The organism is Echinicola pacifica DSM 19836 (genome assembly GCF_000373245.1).
GTDB classification, from domain to species: domain Bacteria; phylum Bacteroidota; class Bacteroidia; order Cytophagales; family Cyclobacteriaceae; genus Echinicola; species Echinicola pacifica.
Genome location: NZ_KB890741.1, coordinates 62,070 through 81,934, shown reverse-complemented (window position 1 = coordinate 81,934; position 19,865 = coordinate 62,070). Strand labels below are relative to the sequence as shown.

Here is a 19,865-nt window from a genome sequence, read left to right as displayed (position 1 = left end):
AAAAACCGAATCGAGATGATCCGGTTTTTTTAAGAATTATTTATGATAAGTGGTCAAATTAGGCAAGCCAATTGGCCACATCTTCCTTACTAGGATTATTTACTTGCAACTTTAATTTCTTTCTTCTTCCACAAACGTCATTAAAGAGCTTATTAGGATCTTGTTCTTTGAGCTGCTCTATCGTGTGAATATTCAAATCGCGAAGGGCAGGAACCAATCCAGCATCCACTCCAAGCGCCACAAAGTCCTCATCCGTGGCGATTTTCACTTTTTTCTCAGGCCTCATTTGAGGGAAGAAAAGCACCTCCTGGATGGTAGACTTATTGGTCAATAGCATTGTAAGTCTATCAATTCCAATCCCAAGACCAGAGGTAGGAGGCATACCATATTCCAGAGCACGTAAGAAGTCCTCATCCATGGCCATAGCCTCATCATCCCCACGCTCAGCCAACTTCAATTGGTCCTCAAAACGCTCTCTTTGATCAATAGGGTCATTCAGCTCGGTATAGGCATTGGCTATTTCTTTTCCATTGACAAAAAGCTCAAAGCGCTCCACCAAGCCTGCTTCAGTTCGGTGTTTCTTGGCCAATGGCGTCATTTCTATAGGGTAATCGGTAATATAAGTAGGCTGAATCAGGTTAGCTTCTACTTTCTCTCCGAAGATCTCATCGATAAGCTTTCCTTTACCCATGGAATCATCCACTTCTATCCCCATTTCAGTGCAGACTTTACGAAGTTCCTCTTCATTCATCTTGCTTACGTCGATATCTGCATATTCCTTGATGGAGTCAAACATCGTCAAGCGGCGATAAGGGCCTGAAAAGTCAATGTCTTTATCCCCAACTTTCACGACTGGCTTACCATGTACAGATACGGTAACTTTTTCCAGAAGGTCTTCTACCATTTCCATCATCCAGATATAGTCCTTATAGGCTACATAGATTTCCATGGAGGTAAATTCAGGATTATGTGTACGGTCCATCCCTTCATTTCGGAACATTTTACCAAACTCATATACGCCATCAAATCCACCTACGATCAACCTTTTCAGGTATAGTTCATTGGCGATCCTTAGGTATAAAGGCATGTCCAGGGAATTGTGATGTGTCCCAAAAGGTCGTGCAGCAGCGCCACCATGAACAGCTTGCAGGATGGGGGTTTCCACTTCTATCCATCCACTATCATCGAAATATCTCCTCATATTGGAGATGATTTTTGATCGGGTGATGAACACTTCTTTCACATCAGGATTTACGGTAAGGTCCACATATCGCTGACGGTAACGCAGCTCGGGGTCTGTAAATCCATCAAAAACATTCCCTTCCTCATCTCTTTTCACTACAGGCAGTGGCTTGACGGACTTAGAAAGCACCGTCAGCTCAGTAACATGCAGCGATATTTCCCCTGTTTGGGTGGTGAAGATATATCCTTTGACACCTATATAATCACCTATTCCAAGGAGTTTCTTAAATACAGTATTATAAAAAGTCTTGTCCTCTCCGGGGCAGATATCATCGCGGCGGACATAGATCTGCAATCTTCCTGAAGAATCCTGAATCTCAGCGAAGGAGGCAGACCCCATGATTCGTCTGCTCATCAACCTTCCCGCTATGGAAATATCCTTATAATCTAGTTTATTATTTTCATAATTCTGATGAATATCCTTAGCGGACGCATTGATAGGAAATTTAATGGCAGGATAGGGATCTATCCCAAGCTGCATCAAGGCTTCTCTGTCCTTGCGTCTTTCGATCTCTTGTTCGCTCAGTAATTGCATAGCAATGTATAAATATTAAATTATGGTTTTCTTGAGGTACGCACGGCGCGTAATCTCATTTTTGATCAGTTCAAACTCTCTACTACTTTGCCCGGAAACGCTGGTATTCTCTGCCGCTCTACGATATAGATAAGGCATTACCGACTCCACAGGGCCGTAAGGGACATATTTGGCTACATTATACCCCGCAAAAGCTAGGTTATAAGAAATAGTGTCACTCATACCATATAGTTGTGCAAAATAAACTCTTTTATCATCAGCCTGCAAGCCATGGAGGTTCATTAGCTCTGTTAATATGATATTACTTAATTCGTTATGGGTACCACAAACCAGATAAATGCGGTCTTTATTGTCCATACTGAACTTCAGGGCATCGTTGAAAGCATTATCAGAATCCTCCTTGGTGTCCTGGATGGGGCTAGGATATTCTTTATCCTCTGCCCTGTCTCGCTCCTTTTCCATATAGGCCCCTCTTACGACCTTCGCTCCAAGGTAATACCCTCCTTCTTCGGCTTTCTGATGAGCTTTTTTTAATAATCCCAACATATCTTTTCGATACATCTGGAAGGTATTATAGACGATGGCCTTCTCGCGATTGTACTTGCTCATAGCTTCATACGCCATTTCGTCCACCACATTCTGAAACCAACTTTCCTCTCCATCGACCATGATTCGCACATCATTTTCATAGGCTGTGCGACACAAATCATCCACCCGTTGTTTCATTTTATCAAATGACACCTGTTCATCACGGCTTAGTGATTTACCTGCCTGAACTTTCGTCATTATTTTACTGCTGCCCACCCCCGTGGCCTTAAAGACGGTAAAGGGGATCTCAGCAGCTCCAGCAGACCTCTTGATGGTCCCTATGAGCTCATCTCTGGTGAGGTCATAACTTTTCTCTGTTCCCTTCCCTTCCACAGAATAATCAAGAATGGTCCCTATGCCAAATTCCTGTAATTCCTTGATGGACTTTGCGCAGTCCCTTATGCTTTCGCCGCCACAAAAATGACCAAACATGGTCTTTTTCATTATCCCTTTTACAGGAAGCCTCAAAGCAAAGGCAAAATCAGCCAAATTGGTCCCGATTTTAACTGCCCAGTTTTTGTCCATCACTGCAAAGATAAGGTACATTTTTCTGAGCTCCACGTCCGTCCTGGACGCAAATGCTATTTCAGTATTCTCAAATGAGATATTGGGTTTTGTATTCATCATTTTGAATCAAGGTGCAAATATATTAAAAAAACGCTTTCTGACTTTGACTTTTTATCGCTATCATTCTCGGGGCAAGAAGCCTGCCAACATCAGGTGTTTTTTACCTATTCTAATCCCATATACCGCTCTAAATCCCTTATTTAGGGTAATGTAATAAAAGAACTGATTTTTTTTATCGGTCCAGCTTAAAAAAAATATTCGCACCTAAATAGTCAAATTCCAGCCATGCTTTGGATGAAAACAAAATAAAATATGGCAAATTAGCCCATCTTAGCCAGAGTTTTATCCTGTTTATTCTGCAAGCATATTTGAATTAGGGGTTTAACAAAAAATTAATTTACTTTTTATTGGTTTTTAAATATTGACCACCTAAATTTGACGCCATGATAATACAAGCAGCAACATACTTTAGCTTTTTCTTTTTTTACTTTCGTCCAGAAGGTCGAATCGGAGCTGCTTATTGCCTGAATGAAAAATAAAATTCATACATATACTAAGAAGCCCGATTCGAAAGAGTCGGGCTTTTTTATTTTAAACAATCAAAACAATGAAAGATCACTTAAGAACATCGGAATGGGGACTTGGTCTCAAAGGTCACATTATCATCGCGGGACCTTGTAGTGCAGAGACGCCAGAGCAGGTAGAGAAGGTCTGCATAGAAATGAAAGAGCAGAATGTAATCCCTTCCATGTTCCGTGCAGGTATATGGAAGCCACGTACTCGCCCGGGAAGTTTCGAAGGGATCGGGGAAGATGGACTGAAATGGATGGAGATCGTAAGAAACCACCTCAACATCCCTATCACCACAGAAGTAGGCAACACAGCTCACGTAGAGCTAGCCCTAAAGCATAAAGTCGATGTATTGTGGATCGGTGCTCGTACTACCGTAAACCCTTTCGCTGTTCAGGAGATCGCCGAAGCCCTTAGAGGTACTGATATCCCAGTAATGGTAAAGAATCCAATGAACCCAGACCTTCAATTATGGCTTGGTGCTTTGGAAAGACTTCACGCTGTAGGGATTGATAAGCTTGCTGCCATCCACCGTGGATTCAGTGATTCTTACGACAAAAGATTCAGAAATAAGCCAAACTGGTCTATGCCAATCCACCTGAAAAGAGAATGGAAAGGTATGGAAGTAATCAATGACCCGAGTCATATTGTAGGTAAAAGAGACGGTATCCTGGAAGTTTCTCAGCGTGCCATTAACTTTGGCCTTGATGGACTGATGATCGAGACACACCATGATCCAGACAATGCCTGGAGTGATGCAAAACAACAAGTAACCCCTGCTCAGCTAAAAGAAATTCTTTCCAAAATCGATTTCAAGAGTTCTTTGGAATCTGAGAAACCAGGTGAGAAACTTAATGACCTTCGCACGGCTGTTGATCATTTGGATGATCAATTGATCGATCTTCTTTCAGAAAGATTCTCAATCATTGACCAAATTGGCGCTCATAAAAGAGAGCATAAACTAACCGTATTCCAGTCTGACAGATGGAAGCAAGTAATGGATTCCAGAACAGACAAGGGCGTAAACAAAGGTCTTAGCGAGAAATTCATGAAAGAACTTCTTTTCACTATTCATGAAGAATCTGTAAAAAGACAAGAAAAGCAACTTAGATCTGGCGATGCCATCAATAAAAATGCTTAATTCAGGAATTTAACACTAAAAAAAATCCCTTGGAATCAATCATTTTCACCACACAAATAGCCCCCGACCTGGAAAGGTATCTTTCCTCAAAGTCCTACTCCAAGTTGGGGGTAATCATGGACAGCAATACCCATCAAGCCTGTTATCCCTTGATACAGGCGGTATTGCCTGCTCATGAACACTTTGCTTTTGAGGCAGGGGAAGTAAATAAGACACTGGATACCTGCCAAAAAATCTGGCAATGGATGACGGATTGCGGCTTTGACCGACAGTCATTGATCATCAATCTCGGTGGAGGAGTCACCGGCGATATGGGTGGGTTTTGTGCTAGCACCTATAAGAGAGGCCTGCGCTTCCTCAATATCCCAACCAGCCTCCTCTCTCAGGTAGATGCCAGTGTTGGCGGTAAACTAGGAGTGGACTTCAATGGCTTCAAAAACCATATTGGAGTATTCAATGAACCTGAATCTGTGATCATCTCTGCTTCCTTCCTTCAGACCTTACCACATTCTGAGCTCCGCTCAGGATATGCCGAAGTGCTGAAACATGGACTGATCAGAAATGAGAATTACTATAATAGCCTGAAAACTCAAAATTGGGAAACCCAAAACTGGAAGGACATTATAGAAAAATCAGTCTCCATCAAAAAAGAAGTGGTATCCAAGGACCCTAAGGAAGAAGGCTTACGCAAAATCCTAAACTTCGGCCATACGGTGGGCCATGCTGTGGAATCCTATTATCTGGATACCGAAAGGCACCTGCTACACGGAGAGGCGATAGCCGTCGGGATGATCGCTGAAGCGTACCTGTCCACCACCCATATCAGGCTTCCTAAGGAAGACCTGGAAAGGATCAAGGACACGCTACTTACGATCTTTGGCAAGGTGGAAATACCTGCTGAGGACATTGCTTCCATTACGCAACTTTGCTTTCAGGACAAGAAGAATGATGGCAAAACCATCAACTGCTCCCTCCTGAAAAAAATCGGGGAATGCGACTATAATATCGCTGTAAGTACGGATGATATTTCCAAATCCCTAGAATACTACAACGACTTACAACCATGAACACTATCACCTTAGCCCGCACCGAGCAATTTGGTGAGGTCACGATCCCTTTGCCTTCCTCCAAAAGTGAAAGCAATAGGGTCCTGATCATTGATGCCCTCACGGAAGGTAAAAACACAATTGACAATCTCGCTGAAGCCCGGGATACACAGACCATGATCCGCCTGCTCAGTCAGGATCCTGAAACATTGGATGTATTGGATGCTGGCACCACCATGAGGTTTCTTACCGCCTACTCCGCGCTGACGGGGGTTAAAAAAACACTAACAGGTACTCCTAGGATGTGCGAGCGCCCAATTGGAATACTTGTGGATGCCCTAAGGAGCATAGGCGCAGAAATAGACTATCTCGACAAGGAGGGGTTCCCTCCTATGCAAACCAAGGGATTTGGAAAGCAACTGAATAACCATATCACCATCAGAGGAGATGTGAGTAGCCAGTATATTTCGGCCTTATTGATGAATGCCCCCCTGCTTCCTGAGGGCCTGACCTTGGAGCTGACCGGAAAAATAGGCTCCAGAACCTATATAGAAATGACTTTGGAGCTCATGAGGCAATTTGGTGTTACTTATTCTTTTGAAGAAAACCTCATCAAGGTGAAGCCTCAAACCTATAAGCCTACCTCCTTCTCTGTAGAAAGTGATTGGTCTGGGGCCAGCTATTGGTTCAGTCTATTGGCTTGCGCCAAAGGAGGCCAGTTTTTTCTTAATGGGCTCAAAGAAAACAGCCTTCAGGGAGATTCTAAAATAGTGGAAATCATGGACCACCTGGGGATAGAAAGTCAATTTCAGGACGGTGGAATTCTTTTAACCAAGAAGCCAGTGACTGGCTTGGAGGGATTTGACTTCACACACTGTCCCGATTTAGCGCAGACAGTCGCTGTGACCTGTGCTCTGCTCGGTCAGACGAGCAAGTTTACAGGCCTGGAAAGCCTTCGCATCAAAGAAACAGACCGCATCTATGCCCTTCAGCAGGAACTGGCAAAATTTAACGCCCAGCTGGTGGAAGGAGAAAATGAGGTCTTCACCCTTATTCCCTCCAGCTCGATTCCGGAGAAGGTCAGCATCGCTACGTATGACGATCACCGTATGGCGATGGCCTTCATGCCGCTAGCCACACAGACTGAGGTAAGCTTTGATGATGCCGAAGTGGTGAATAAATCTTACCCTAGCTTTTGGAAACATTGTCTCCTTGCTGGAATAGAATAATTTATACGATCATATTCGCGGTCTCCGCGCAAAAAAACATACTGAAGCTGCTTAATTCTTATATAAGCAGCTTTTTTTAGCTTAAGCCTTACTTTTAAGGAAGAAGCATTGTATAATTTGTATCCCTGATCTAATTTCACTGCGGAGAAATAGCCAAAGGCCCTGGATTCTTCTGGAACAGCTGTGCTGGCAAAAGGTACGCAAAGAATGAAGTGTCAGTGAAAACCAATGCACTGCCCTAAAAGGACTAAGCAAGGCCCTCAAAAGTAGCTAAAAACAAGACAGCCTGAAGTGCATTCCCTATATTGGGAATATATAACCACCTTTCATAAAGCCATAATATTGTGAAAACAAATCCAAAAAATGTAGCCATTCAAGGCATAAAAGGAAGCTACCACTATCAGGTGGCATTAAATCAATTTGGGAAGGACATCCAGATAATTGAATGTCTGAGTTTCTCTGAATTGGTCAAGAAGATCACCTCAAAGGTGGCTGACATTGGAGTATTGGCATTAGAAAATTCAATTGCAGGTGCCATCCTTCCTAATTATGACTTGATGGACAGGAATAATCTTCAGGTAACCGGGGAATTTTACTTGCCCATCTCCCATCAACTAATGGTGCTTCCAGGCCAGACGATAGAAGATATTCAGGAGGTAAGGTCTCACCCCATGGCCCTACTTCAGTGCAAGTCCTTCTTTGAGAAATATCCGCATATCAGACTCAAGGAAGATCTCGATACCGCCGCCGTAGCTAAGGATATCAAGGAGCAACAACTCAAGGGAGTGGGTGCAATTGCAGGAAAATCCGCCGCACAATTTTACGATCTGGAGATATTAGCCTCCGACATTCAAACTATCAAAAACAATATTACGCGTTTTTGTATTGTGGAAAATGCGGCAGAGGCAGCGCCAATCGCGGACTTTGACAAGGCATCGATCAAGGTGATCATTAAGAATGAGCAAGGAAGTCTAGCGAAAGTACTCACCACCATGAGTCAAAACAACCTGGACCTTACCAAAATCCAATCGCTACCAGTCATTGACCAGCCTTGGCATTATGCTTTTTTTATTGACCTGATATTCCAGAATTTCAATGAATACAAGCAGGCCTTAAGCTCTCTAAGCACTCAGGGACACGAGGTCAAAATTATAGGCGAGTATAAAAACACTAAGTAATCACATGATACAACCGGCTAATAGACTGCAATTTGTCAAAGAATATTACTTTTCTAAAAAACTGCGTGAGGTAGCTCAGCTAAAGGCCGAAGGTCAGCCCATCATCAATATGGGAATCGGCAGCCCCGACCTTCCCCCTGACCCTACGGTAATCGAGGCCCTCTCTAAGACCAGTCATCTTGCGAATTCCCATGGCTATCAAAGCTACCAGGGAAGCCCTGCTCTGCGGCAGGCTATAGCGGATTTCTATAACAAATACTACCAGGTATCCCTAAATCCTGCCAATGAAATACTCCCAATGATGGGGTCTAAGGAGGCCATCATGCATATTTCCATGGCCTACCTCAACCCCGGGGATCGGGTGCTCATCCCAAATCCTGGCTATCCAACTTACAGCTCAGTAACCGAGCTGGTCTGCGCCAAGGCCGAATACTATGACCTTAAACAGGAGAGTCAGTGGCTCCCTGACTTTGACCAACTGGAGAGCTACGCCCAAACCCCCATCAAACTGATGTGGGTCAACTATCCCCATATGCCGACCGGAGCAAATGCGGATGAAAATGCACTTCAAAAGCTGGTGGATTTCGCCAGAAAACATGGGATTTTACTTGTCAATGATAATCCTTATAGTTTTATACTAACTAAAGAAAAAAGAAGCATCTTATCATTGGAGGGGGCAGATGAAATTGCCTTGGAACTAAACTCTCTGAGCAAGACCTATAATATGCCAGGATGGCGGGTGGGAATGCTATGTGGAAATGCCACCTATCTGAAAGAAGTCCTCAAGGTTAAAAGCAATATGGATTCAGGTATGTTTTTGGGCATACAGGAAGGGGCAATTGCAGCGTTAAATCTTCCTGGCACCTGGTTTGAGGAGATGGACAAGGTCTATCAGCATCGCAGGGAACTCGTGTGGAAAATCGCGGATCAATTAGGAGCTGTTTATGACAAAAACAGCTCAGGAATGTTCGTGTGGGCCAGACTTCCAGACCAAACTGACCCTTTGGCCCTAGTGGATAAATTGCTTTATGAAAACGCCATATTCATCACTCCAGGAGATATCTTCGGAAGTAATGGCAAAGGATATATACGTTTTTCCCTCTGCCTCGCAGAAGATCAGATAGAAGAAGCACTCCAGCGAGTAAAAGCGACTTGGACGAGATAATTATTTAATTGATGGAGATCAAAAACATTCATATCATTGGCCTAGGCCTTTTAGGAGGTTCTTTTGCGCTAGCGCTCAAAAAACATCTTCCCCAGCTCAAGATCACCGGTCATGACCAGAATCCAAGTCACCTTGAAGAAGCCCTTCAGCGTGGCATTATTGACGAACACACCGTGACACCCCCTCTCGCCAGCGAGGTTATTGTCATCTCCACCCCTGTCAATACCGTGGGTCCCCTAGTAGTGGAAATTCTGGAGACCATCCACCCAGAAGTACTTTTGATGGATTTCGGCTCTACCAAGGAAAAAATCTGCCTTCAGGCATCCAGTCATCCTCGCCGAAGCCAATTCCTAGCGGCCCACCCCATAGCAGGCACCGAGTTTTCGGGGCCATCCGCAGCATTCACAGAGCTATTGATCAATAAAATAATGATTGTATGCGAGCATGAAAAAACCTCTCCTGACTTATTAAAAAGAGCCTATTTCCTGTTCAACCTGCTTCAAATGCATGTCCGAAACATGGGACCTGAGCAGCATGATAGGCACTTAGCCTTCGTTTCTCACCTTTCTCATATCAGCTCCTTTATGCTGGGACAGACGGTGCTAGACAAAATGGAGGATGATAAGAATATTCTTGATATGGCTGGAAGTGGATTTGAAAGTACGGTGCGGCTGGCCAAGAGCTCCCCAGCTATGTGGACGCCCATCTTAAAGGAAAACAAGGGGAATATTCTGGAAGCCCTAGATGGATACATCAAAAATCTGAGCGAATTCAGAAAGATGATGGCCGAGGATCAGTATGAGGAGCTTAATGGAAAAATGAAAAAAGCCAACCTTATCGGCACCATTCTGGAGCAAAAGAAATAATGCGGAAATTGGATTGCGCCAGGAAGGCCTCTAGCATTCCTGAAAGCAGCCAAACTCCACCCTCAGCCTAAGCCAAGCACCAATAGATAAGAAGCGGTATTATATTTCTTTATCCAAGCTACGGAAATAAGAAGGGGCATACTGTAGGCGGCTTCCATACCAGGAAAACATCTCCCCATCCACCAAAAGAATTTTGCTCTCAGGATACTTTTCCTTAAAGGTAGCTAAGTGCTTTTCTCCAAAAGGAAATGGCTCTGAGCTCAGCAGAATATATTCAGGATCCAGCCCTGCCAGGTCATTTTCGGAAAGCTCCGGGTACCTGCTCTTTACAACGACATTTTCGAATCCAGCAAAAGCTAGCATCTTATCAATAAAGGTCAATGGACCCGCAGCCATCATAGGGGCGTTCCAAATCAGATAGGCAGCCGTACCTTTCTTGGCCACAGGCACAGCAAATTCCGCCCTGATCTTTTGTGCCAGTTGCTCGGAAGAAGCGCTAAGTCCTAACACTTTCCCCAGGGAAGAGATCATTTGCAAGGTATCTTCCAGGTCAAATACATCACTCATCCATACGGGAAAATCCTCTTCCAGGCGCAAGATTCCTTCCCTATAATTCTCCTCCTTATTCCCAATAATGAGATCAGGCTTCAAGGCCGTGATTTTATCGAAATTAAAATTTTTGGTACCACCGATTAGCGTCTTACTTTCTCTTAAGCCCTTCGGGCGAATACAAAACTTCGTAATCCCCACGAGCCTGTCACCAAGCCCTAAGTCCATCAGCATCTCAGTATGTGAAGGCACCAAGGAAATAATACGTTGTGGCAATTCGGGACAGGTCACTTGACGTCCCATCTGATCTACGGTGGTCTGAAAATTCATCTGACAAAACTAATTGATTATGTGGCAATGCACCATTTGAAATGACATAATCCTAAAAATGCACCTAGACGTCCATGAAAATTCGCTTATACATAACATCAACTAGCGTCACCAACTCCACTTGAATAAGGGGCAAAAAAAATCCCCGTTATGGCGGGGATATTTTTAATGTTATAACCAAAATTAAGTTTAATATGTACTCGTATTCAATACGATCTAAAGCTCAAATCATTATCAATATTTTAGCTGAATTCGCCTCTCTCCTCTATATCTGGCCACGCTGAATCCCTATTGATGCCACAAAGGTAGACAAGGGCATATTACAAAACAATATTTTTCACAACAATTAACATAGGCTTAATTTTAAAATATAATTCCTTAAAAACAATAAATACAAAATTATACATAAGCAAAGAAAAAGAATTAGCTAGTCAATTTCTTTCCAAAAGAGAAACTCATATTTTTATATTTATTAGCAACTATTTATTTTCAACCTAGCCTAAAATTCAGGAAATTCCCGCACCTGTTTATAGGAGAGGGAATCCAGGTCATATTCCAGGCAAATATGCTGAAGACCATTGCTGATTGCCATAAATCTGGCACCGATGGTTTTATTATAAACAGCCACCTGCTCCACTGTAGTCTGGCTTAATCGAACTTCGGGAGCTTTACATTCGATAAGGATAAAGGGTTTTCCGTTTCTATCCAGTATCAGAATATCAAATCTTTTGCTCAGCTTATTATATTTTAAACCTCTTTCGAGCGAAAAAAGACTTTTAGGATACTTTTTAAACTCTATTAAATAATAGATCAAATGCTGCCGAACCCACTCCTCCGGTGTCAGGACTAATTGTTTTTTCCTCAAAGCATCAAACACCCAGAGCTTGCCCTCGTCCTCGGTCAATTTAAATTCACCCTGAGGAAGGTTCAGTTTAATATCTAAAAATGGATAGTCCGCTTTTTTCATCCTGCAAATATCTTGGCTACCTTTAAGAAAAAAAATTAAGTGGGTATTTAATATGAAAGCCAGATCCTTTATTACTCTTCTTCTCGTCGCTTTTATTCTTATTTCATGCGAAGCTCCCAAGGAATCCAGCGATATGATCGTCCATAATGCCGTAATCTATACCGTAGATGGGGATTTCTCGGTTGTCGAAGCCTTTGCGATAAAGGATGGATTAATTCTTGAAACGGGAACCAGTAAGCATATTTTAGAGAAATATGAGGCTCAGGAAGTAATGGATGCCAAGGGACTATTCATTTACCCTGGCTTTATTGATGCCCACACCCACTTTTACCGATACGGTCTGGGGCTAAAAGTCGCCGATCTAACGGGAGCAAAAAGTGAAGCGGAGATGATCGAAAGAGTCCAGCAACACAGAACCAACACCCCTGATCAAGCCTGGATACTGGGTCGAGGCTGGGATCAAAACCTTTGGGAAGGCCAGCATTTCCCTAGCAAATCCACTCTTGACAGCCTATATCCTGACATCCCTGTGCTCCTAACCCGGATCGATGGACATGCCGCATTAGCCAATTCCAAAGCCTTGGCTATGGGAGGAATCACCCCCAAAGAAACTATCCTGGGGGGAAAAGTAATCACGCAAAATGGCAAAATGACCGGCGTACTTATTGACAACGCCATTGACTTAGTAAGTGCAAATATACCAGATGTAAGTGAATCAGACGCCAGGGAAGCACTGCTTGCGGCTCAAAAAAACTGCTTTGAAGTCGGCTTAACGACGGTGGCGGATGCAGGACTGGATAAGGAGACCATCCTGCTCATTGAGCAAATGCAAAAGGAGGAAGAGCTTATGATGCGCGTGTATGCGATGATCAACCCCAGCCCAGAGAATAAAGAATATTTTTTCGAAAAAGGCCCCTATCAAAATGAGTCCCTGACTGTACGAAGTTTTAAAGTGTATGGGGATGGCGCTTTGGGATCCAGAGGCGCTTCCTTACTTCGCCCCTATCATGATGCCCCGGAGGAATCAGGATTTCTATTGGATCAGCCTGAACATTTTCTAGCCTTGGCTGAAGAGCTCAATGAAAAGGGATTTCAGATGAATACACATTGTATTGGTGATTCTGCTAATCGTACCTTATTGAATATATATGGAAAGGTCCTGCTCGGAGAGAATGATAAAAGATGGAGAATAGAGCATGCCCAGGTCATTCACCCTATGGATATCGAGAAGTTCGCTAAGTTCAATATTATCCCATCAGTACAGCCTACACATGCCACTTCAGATATGGGCTGGGCCGCTGACAGACTAGGTGAAGACCGTGTAAAACACGCTTATACCTATCAGCTGCTGGAGCAGCAAAACGACATGCTAGCGCTAGGAAGCGACTTTCCGGTGGAAGACATCAACCCGCTATATGGCTATCATGCTGCGGTGGCCAGAACGGACGGGAATAATAAACCTGAGGGAGGGTTTCAGCCAGAAAATAAGCTCAGTCGCCAATCGGCCTTAAAAGGGATGACGATCTGGGCAGCTTATGCCAATTTTGAAGAGCCGCTAAAAGGCAGTATCGAGAAAGGAAAGCTTGCCGACTTTGTGGTAATGGAAAGGGATCTAATGACCGCTCCTGAAACTATATTGCGTGAGCTAAAAATACAAGCCACCTATATCGGCGGTCAGAAAGTATATTAATAGCAGGGGATCAAGGGAGAGTCTCCATCTCAAAATCCAGATAGGGAACCACCTTATCAATCCATGTCTGATTGAAAATCTTGATTTTGACTAGGTCCCCGGCCTCGTGATAGGGACCATGCTGCTTCCTATATGCCACGAGCACCTTGGCCTCCCCATAACCAATATAGGGATGCTGGGCAAGCTGCTGGACCTCCACCAAATTGAGAGAAATCTTCTTGATCGGCATGGGTGAAAATTCGAAATATTCGAAGACTTTACGCGCGGTCTCAGGCTTAAGGCCATAGACATCTTCCAGCTGTGTTTTAGAATGCATACCTCCCAGCCCTTCCCGAAACTTAACAATGCGGGAGGCCAGGGCTGCCCCTACGCCGGGGACTATCTGCAGAAGCACCGAATCGGCTTCCGAAAAATCCAGTTTCTTTATGGAGGATTGTTTATTCTGCCACCCACCAGTGTCCAAAGCGGCAGCGAGCCTGAGGTTTGGAAGTGGATCATTGATAGGCTCGAATGCCTGAGCTGTATCCAATTCGCTCAGAATAACTCTGGCATTCTTTAAATATTCTTGGTATAATTTACGTGATTCACTAGCCTGAAGTCCATCTATCACATCAGGAACGAAGTATAAGATAAAAAGTACTGGGATCACCAGCAGAAAACCTTTTGATTCCCGTTGTGAAAAGCCCAAATAATTTTTCAGGTAAAAAAGGACTTTTCTATTCATAATCAGCTAATTTTGAAGCCCATAAGACTGGACATAGTTTTTAGCTATGGGTGATAAATTAATCATATTGGAATTATTTTCAAAATTTTATCATTATTGCATTGAAATAAATGTGAGAAAAAGGCAAATATTATTTAGACAGATTTTAAATTAAAGATTGCGTAGGCGAAATAGTTCATTTCGTGCCGTTTCTATAATAAATTTGCAAAATAAAAGTACCAAGAATGCAGCATAACTTTAGAGCCATTAGTCTATCCTATAAAAATGCTCCTGTAGAGATTCGGGAGATTATTGCATTGGATGACAAGGCTGTACACTCTCTATTGGTAAAATTAAAGGAGTTCTTTAATGTAAAGGACACCTTGATTCTATCTACGTGCAATCGCACAGAGGTATACTATGCGCATGAACTGGACCTAAGTGTAGAGATCATCAAGCTGATCGGCACAGAAAAGGGGCTTCACAATGTCATTTCATATCTCGAGTACTTCGATCTGATAGGGGATGACAAAATGGCCATAGAGCATCTTTTCAAAGTTTCTATGGGTCTGGAAGCTCAGGTGGTAGGAGATATGCAAATTGCCAATCAGGTAAAACGAGCCTATCAAGCTGCTGCAGACATGGAGATGGCAGGTCCATTCCTTCATCGTCTGATGCATACCATCTTCTTCACCAACAAGCGCGTGGTCCAAGAGACGGCTTTCCGAGATGGTGCCGCCTCTGTCTCTTATGCCGCAGTGGAGCTTATAGACGAATTGACCTCTAATACACTCAACCCGCGTATTTTGCTAGTTGGCCTTGGAGAGATCGGTGAGGATGTGGCTAAGAATATGATGTACCTGCCCAATGCAGAGGTAAAACTCACGAACAGAACCTTCTCCAAAGCCCAGCAGATGGGCGCAGAGCTTGGGTATGAAGTGATCCCTTTTGAGGAGGTCCATGCTGCGATGAAGGCCGCGGATGTAATCATATCTTCGGTAGCAGCCCCCACGCCATTCATTACGAAAGACCTTGTCAAAAATTTCGATATCCAAAGTTATAAGCTGTTCGTAGATCTCTCGGTTCCCAGAAGCATTGAGACTACTGTGGACGATGTACCTGGCGTACTGCTATATAATGTGGACAATATTCAAAGCAAGGCTACTGAAGCTTTGGAGCGAAGAATGGAAGCAGTCCCTCAGGTGGAGACCATCATTCAGGAAAGTATTGAAGAGTTTTTTGACTGGAAGAAAGAGATGATGGTATCACCCACCATCAACAAACTAAAAAATGCATTAGAGCAAATCCGAAAAGAGGAACTGGAGCGATATCTCAAAAACTCCAGCGCCAAGGAATATGCTATCATTGATAAAATCACCAAAAGCATGATGCAAAAAATCATCAAGGTACCCGTGGTACAGTTGAAGGCAGCATGCAAGAAAGATCAAGCTGAAGAAATGATTGATATTATTTCTGACCTCTTTGACTTGCAAAAAGACCCTAATCATCACGATCAGGAGTAAGCACGGAGGGAGTTATCATATATTTACATCCGGAATACAGTCGTTGTTAGACAGTTTCCGGATGTTTTTATTTATAGCTGTTATCATTATTTTTGTAAAGCACGCCATTAGTTATACTTTAGAGGTAAAATTAAACTACTCATAAAATGTCAAAAGTTTTAGGCCAATGGATCAGCGCCAGTATGCTAATCCTAGCCTTCACAGGAACTGCTTCTGCTCAAATGTACGAGGTATATGATTCGGAATTGAATCTAATACAAAGGATCAATGATGATCATATCTTTCTTCTCAGCGAATCCATTCGGGTGAGTGATAAGGATGCCAGGCTTCAGCTTCTAGGGAATAATTATAAGCCTTTCTTGGAGCTAGAGGGTGAGGCTATATACCAGTACCTCAGCCCTTGGATCCTAGTGGAGCAAGATGGCAAATTAGGCGCTTACCATGAGTATGGGGAGCAGATATTCAAACCAGAATATGATGCGATAGACATGCGCTACAATGAGCTTCTGGCGAATAAAGGCAATGCCTATCACCTATACGATGTGGGTACCAAAATCCACTCCTTTCTTGGCCAGTACGAAGCCGCTCATATCGCTTCAAATGGGCAGGTGATTGCAAAAATCCCCGCCGGCTATCTTTTACCCATTTCAGAAGACCCAAACCACCTTTACCTTGACTTACAATCCACATCCCCAAAGGCCATTTTGGCACAGGAGGCGGAAGGATACGGCCTTATCAATAGACATGGTCAATATATTCTCGAACCCGTCCTCGATAGTCTCAGGCACCTCGAGGGGGAGTTTTACTTTGGCTACAATGAAAACCAGTACATGCTCATAGAAGCTCGGGAGGAAACGGCTGAAATACGCTATAGCAGCTACCACAAAATCACTGAAAAAGAGGGGCTTATCTTGGAATATATCCATGGAAGACTTCGTAGAGTGATGGAAAAAGACGGCATCCTGCTCGACATGATGGGCATGCAGCAGGTGGTCAAAGTCGATCCCACGCATTATAATGTATATTTCAAGGACAGAAAAGTAGGTCTTCTTGATCATTCTGGCAACTGGCAGGTGAGCCCATCCGACAGTATCGAGGTCATTTATGCTGGAAATGAAAATAGATATGCCGCCACCACAGGCCAGCAATACGGCTATGTGGACAAAGGAGGCAAATGGATTATTAAAGCTCAATTTCAGGAGGCCTCACCCTTTAGTGAAGGCCTAGCGGCAATTCGCAATAATAGTGGCTGGGGATATATCGATCTTTATGGAAAATCCATAATCTTCCCAGAATTCGAGTCCGCAGGGCAGTTTCAACGAGGCTTGGCCGTCATCCGATCTTCCGGAAAGGCCAATTTGATTGATCCTCAAGGCCGCAAGTTACTTGCAGAGGGCTATGATGATATATTCCGATCAGATGATTCTTATTTTATCACCGAAAATAATGGGCTTTTTGGGATATTGGATCCATTGGGAAATGAAATTACTCCGCCCATTTTCCAGTCACTTCGTAGAGAAAGCTTTAATCAAATCGTAGTCCAAAGAAACGATCGATATGGGATCATGGATGAGCAGGGAGAGGTGATCTTACCAATCTATTATCTAGACATTCTAGTGGATAAGGAAGCCCGAAAAATACTTGCTGAAGACCTATACACTCCCCCAATCTCTGAAGAGGACGGCAAGGGTAAAAAGAAAAAGAAAACCAAGTAAATAAAGGTTTGGAGAGCCCGCATTAAGGCGCAGCTTTTCCCTGGAATGCCATATTGCAGCTCTTCTCTAAGTGCCTGACCAAATACTTAATAAAAGGCAGCGGAGCCTATTCGTTGCCTTTTGCTTTTGAATCTACAAAGCTCTTCCAGCCTTCTCTTGCAAAGGAAAGACTCTGCTTTTTTTGATAGGAATAGAGTTGGTATAGGCCTCTCAAAGCCCAATAACCTCATAGAAGAAAGAAACTCCATCTGCTCGAGCCACTGCTAATACCTCAGGCTAGCCAGGGTGAATAGCAGTCTATCATGGCAGGCTATTCGATGGCCAGAACTATCCCTTCTCTTTGGAATCCGTCCGATCTACACTAGCCTACAGCAAAACGACAAAAAGCCCCGCTAATGCAAGGCTTCTTTTTATTCTCTAAGTACCAATTTCAATTTATCAGTGTCCTTGACTCTTCAGGTTTCGATTCGGAAATTACAGCCGAGAAATTATAACCTTAAAATAGTGTCCCACTTTTATTAAAACTGAACAGGGTATCATTTCAGTATAAACCAGGGTAAACCAGGATTTGGACCCATTGATGGAAACAAAGTAATTTACCTCTTTGTTCTATTCTTTATTTTTATCGTTTTTATTTTTGCCTTCCTCTGGTTTAGCGATAGACTCACGCATCTCAGTATCAGACTTGATATTTTCCATACGGTAATAATCCATAACCCCTAAGTTTCCAGAGCGGAAAGCTTCGGCAAGGGCCATTGGTATTTCGGCTTCAGCTTCTATTACCTTGGCACGCATCTCCACGTTTCTGGCTTTCATTTCCTGTTCTAAAGCAACCGCCATAGCTCTTCTTTCCTCGGCTCTAGCTTCGGCCACTTTCAAATCAGCAGAAGCTTGATCAATTTGCAATTTGGCGCCGATATTAGTTCCAACATCGATATCAGCAATATCAATAGAAAGGATCTCAAAGGCAGTTCCAGCATCAAGGCCTCTTTGAAGCACTAGTTTAGAGATTTTATCAGGGTTTTCAAGCACGCTCTTATGGGAGGAAGCAGAACCAATAGAGGTGACGATTCCCTCCCCTACACGGGCGAGAATAGTCTCCTCGCCAGCTCCACCCACCAGTTGGGCGATATTGGCACGAACGGTAACTCTAGCTTTAGCGATCAGCTGAATTCCATCAGCAGCAACTGCCGCCACACTTGGCGTATTGATCACTTTAGGATTTACAGATATCTGCACTGCCTCAAACACATCACGTCCAGCAAGATCAATGGCAGTGGCCTGCTTGAAAGTCAAGTTAATATTCGCCTTATCTGCTGAAATCAGAGCTCGGATAACATTCGGGACATTGCCCCCAGCCAAGTAGTGAGTTTCCAGTTCATTGGTGGTGAGATCCAGCCCTGCCTTGGTCGCCGTAATCAGTGAATTGACAATCACACTTGGCGGAACTTTCCTGATACGCATACCAATAAGTTCGCCAATACCCACTTTCACATTCGCAAAAACAGCTGTAATCCATAGATTTACAGGAACAAAGTACAAGAAAATAAATAGTAGAATCAGACCTCCGAAGGCCGCTACTAAAATGAGCACTGAATTAGACATTTCCATTTTATATTGCTTTTATTATAATTCTATTATTTTCCAATTGATGAATCTCCACTTGCACCCCTGCTGACACAAAACCATCGTTTGATTTAACTTCATAAATTGTGTCCCCAAACTCAGCCTTGCCGTAAGGCTTTATATCCGAAATCGTCATACCACGCAATCCTACCTGCAAGCCCAGCAGCCGATCATCATAAGAACGACTTGAGATGGTTGACTTTAGAGAAAACCGCTTCCATAATCCTGACTTAAAACCATAGAAAACCACAGCAACGTTCGCTAAGGTCGCTAGTCCTAAAACCAAGAAAGCAGTGGAAGAATCATAATTTACAAAGCCCAGAAATACGCCAAGACCACTAAAAGCCAATCCCAATATCCCAACCAATGTGGTACCGGGAACAAAAAGCACCTCCAGCAGCATCAATATCAATCCGAGCACTAAAAATCCAATTATTAATGTTAAGGTCATTTCTAGTAAGAGAGTTAATAGCTCAAATTAGAGAGATTTTTTGGCAAAACGAAATTATTTCTTTTCACCATGCAGCAATCTCCCGCTCTCCAACCAAAAGCCTCCTTCCAGTTCGAAGCGAATCAATCGCTGCGATCCAAAAGGAGGCTTTTTATCCTGTATAAAGAAATTTTTCTAGGTCCTA

The 19,865-nt window shown here is 43.4% G+C and carries 16 protein-coding genes; 9 read left to right on the top strand and 7 right to left on the bottom strand.

The genetic code is table 11. The annotated features are described in order from the left end of the window. Window positions 1–58: 58 nt before the first annotated feature. Together lysS and B050_RS0109595 are read right to left on the bottom strand one after the other, a co-directional pair. Complete coding sequence (gene lysS, locus B050_RS0109600; RefSeq protein WP_018473703.1) at window positions 59–1,777, bottom strand: lysine--tRNA ligase; 1,719 nt, start codon at window positions 1,775–1,777, stop codon at window positions 59–61. Window positions 1,778–1,792: 15 nt separating this feature from the next. After that, window positions 1,793–2,989 (bottom strand): proline dehydrogenase family protein, encoded by a 1,197-nt coding sequence (locus B050_RS0109595; RefSeq protein ID WP_026235768.1) that lies wholly within the window; start codon window positions 2,987–2,989, stop codon window positions 1,793–1,795. 550 nt (window positions 2,990–3,539) lie between these two features. Here B050_RS0109595 and B050_RS0109590 point away from each other — a divergent pair. From B050_RS0109590 to B050_RS0109565, 6 genes are all read left to right on the top strand, one after another. Next, a complete protein-coding gene (locus tag B050_RS0109590; protein ID WP_018473701.1) occupies window positions 3,540–4,643 on the top strand; it encodes a chorismate mutase in 1,104 nt (367 codons plus the stop codon). Window positions 4,644–4,672: 29 nt separating this feature from the next. Next, complete coding sequence (aroB, locus tag B050_RS0109585) at window positions 4,673–5,710, top strand: 3-dehydroquinate synthase (protein ID WP_018473700.1); 1,038 nt, start codon at window positions 4,673–4,675, stop codon at window positions 5,708–5,710. Beyond that, window positions 5,707–6,918 carry a 3-phosphoshikimate 1-carboxyvinyltransferase gene (locus tag B050_RS0109580; RefSeq protein ID WP_018473699.1) on the top strand — a complete coding sequence of 404 codons (1,212 nt, stop codon included), beginning with the start codon at window positions 5,707–5,709 and terminating at the stop codon, window positions 6,916–6,918. The genes aroB and B050_RS0109580 overlap by 4 nt, the downstream gene beginning before the upstream one ends. A 344-nt stretch (window positions 6,919–7,262) precedes the next feature. Next, window positions 7,263–8,096, top strand: coding sequence for a prephenate dehydratase (locus B050_RS0109575; RefSeq protein ID WP_018473698.1), 834 nt, complete (start codon window positions 7,263–7,265; stop codon window positions 8,094–8,096). Window positions 8,097–8,100: 4 nt separating this feature from the next. Then, on the top strand, window positions 8,101–9,261 hold the full coding sequence (locus tag B050_RS0109570; protein WP_018473697.1) for a pyridoxal phosphate-dependent aminotransferase: 1,161 nt from the start codon (window positions 8,101–8,103) through the stop codon (window positions 9,259–9,261). Between the two features lie 17 nt (window positions 9,262–9,278). Beyond that, window positions 9,279–10,127 carry a prephenate dehydrogenase gene (locus B050_RS0109565; RefSeq protein ID WP_026235767.1) on the top strand — a complete coding sequence of 283 codons (849 nt, stop codon included), beginning with the start codon at window positions 9,279–9,281 and terminating at the stop codon, window positions 10,125–10,127. 99 nt (window positions 10,128–10,226) lie between these two features. Here B050_RS0109565 and B050_RS0109560 read toward each other — a convergent pair whose 3' ends face one another. Together B050_RS0109560 and B050_RS0109555 are read right to left on the bottom strand one after the other, a co-directional pair. Beyond that, window positions 10,227–11,006, bottom strand: a complete 780-nt coding sequence (locus B050_RS0109560; protein WP_018473695.1) for an ABC transporter substrate-binding protein — start codon at window positions 11,004–11,006, stop codon at window positions 10,227–10,229. Between the two features lie 499 nt (window positions 11,007–11,505). After that, the gene (locus B050_RS0109555) at window positions 11,506–11,973 is read right to left on the bottom strand and encodes a type I restriction enzyme HsdR N-terminal domain-containing protein (RefSeq protein ID WP_018473694.1); all 468 of its coding nucleotides are present in this window, start codon (window positions 11,971–11,973) and stop codon (window positions 11,506–11,508) included. 52 nt (window positions 11,974–12,025) lie between these two features. Between B050_RS0109555 and B050_RS0109550 the strand changes: the two genes are divergently transcribed. Beyond that, window positions 12,026–13,663, top strand: coding sequence for an amidohydrolase (locus B050_RS0109550; RefSeq protein WP_018473693.1), 1,638 nt, complete (start codon window positions 12,026–12,028; stop codon window positions 13,661–13,663). A gap of 10 nt (window positions 13,664–13,673) precedes the next feature. Here the strand turns inward: B050_RS0109550 and B050_RS0109545 are convergent, their stop codons facing one another. After that, window positions 13,674–14,387, bottom strand: coding sequence for a ComEA family DNA-binding protein (locus tag B050_RS0109545; RefSeq protein WP_018473692.1), 714 nt, complete (start codon window positions 14,385–14,387; stop codon window positions 13,674–13,676). A gap of 224 nt (window positions 14,388–14,611) precedes the next feature. On the opposite strand from B050_RS0109545, the gene hemA reads away from it, so the two are divergent. Further along, window positions 14,612–15,889 carry a glutamyl-tRNA reductase gene (hemA, locus tag B050_RS0109540; RefSeq protein ID WP_018473691.1) on the top strand — a complete coding sequence of 426 codons (1,278 nt, stop codon included), beginning with the start codon at window positions 14,612–14,614 and terminating at the stop codon, window positions 15,887–15,889. A 146-nt stretch (window positions 15,890–16,035) separates the two neighbouring features. Further along, a complete protein-coding gene (locus B050_RS0109535; RefSeq protein WP_018473690.1) occupies window positions 16,036–17,604 on the top strand; it encodes a WG repeat-containing protein in 1,569 nt (522 codons plus the stop codon). Window positions 17,605–18,213: 609 nt separating this feature from the next. On the opposite strand, the gene floA is transcribed toward B050_RS0109535, so the two are convergent. Beyond that, window positions 18,214–19,215 carry a flotillin-like protein FloA gene (floA, locus tag B050_RS0109530; RefSeq protein WP_018473689.1) on the bottom strand — a complete coding sequence of 334 codons (1,002 nt, stop codon included), beginning with the start codon at window positions 19,213–19,215 and terminating at the stop codon, window positions 18,214–18,216. 1 nt (window position 19,216) lies between these two features. Then, window positions 19,217–19,681, bottom strand: a complete 465-nt coding sequence (locus B050_RS0109525) for an NfeD family protein (protein WP_018473688.1) — start codon at window positions 19,679–19,681, stop codon at window positions 19,217–19,219. Between the last annotated feature and the right edge of the window lie 184 nt (window positions 19,682–19,865).

Excerpts from the sequence above, each read along its gene's own strand:
- lysS (WP_018473703.1), bottom strand. The coding sequence starts at position 1,777 with ATGCAATTACTGAGCGAACAAGAGATCGAAAGACGCAAGGACAGAGAA.
- B050_RS0109595 (WP_026235768.1), bottom strand. The coding sequence starts at position 2,989 with ATGAATACAAAACCCAATATCTCATTTGAGAATACTGAAATAGCATTT.
- B050_RS0109590 (WP_018473701.1), top strand. The coding sequence starts at position 3,540 with ATGAAAGATCACTTAAGAACATCGGAATGGGGACTTGGTCTCAAAGGT.
- B050_RS0109580 (WP_018473699.1), top strand. The coding sequence starts at position 5,707 with ATGAACACTATCACCTTAGCCCGCACCGAGCAATTTGGTGAGGTCACG.
- B050_RS0109570 (WP_018473697.1), top strand. The coding sequence starts at position 8,101 with ATGATACAACCGGCTAATAGACTGCAATTTGTCAAAGAATATTACTTT.
- B050_RS0109560 (WP_018473695.1), bottom strand. The coding sequence starts at position 11,006 with ATGAATTTTCAGACCACCGTAGATCAGATGGGACGTCAAGTGACCTGT.
- B050_RS0109555 (WP_018473694.1), bottom strand. The coding sequence starts at position 11,973 with ATGAAAAAAGCGGACTATCCATTTTTAGATATTAAACTGAACCTTCCT.
- B050_RS0109550 (WP_018473693.1), top strand. The coding sequence starts at position 12,026 with ATGAAAGCCAGATCCTTTATTACTCTTCTTCTCGTCGCTTTTATTCTT.
- B050_RS0109545 (WP_018473692.1), bottom strand. The coding sequence starts at position 14,387 with ATGAATAGAAAAGTCCTTTTTTACCTGAAAAATTATTTGGGCTTTTCA.
- hemA (WP_018473691.1), top strand. The coding sequence starts at position 14,612 with ATGCAGCATAACTTTAGAGCCATTAGTCTATCCTATAAAAATGCTCCT.
- B050_RS0109535 (WP_018473690.1), top strand. The coding sequence starts at position 16,036 with ATGTCAAAAGTTTTAGGCCAATGGATCAGCGCCAGTATGCTAATCCTA.
- floA (WP_018473689.1), bottom strand. The coding sequence starts at position 19,215 with ATGGAAATGTCTAATTCAGTGCTCATTTTAGTAGCGGCCTTCGGAGGT.
- B050_RS0109525 (WP_018473688.1), bottom strand. The coding sequence starts at position 19,681 with ATGACCTTAACATTAATAATTGGATTTTTAGTGCTCGGATTGATATTG.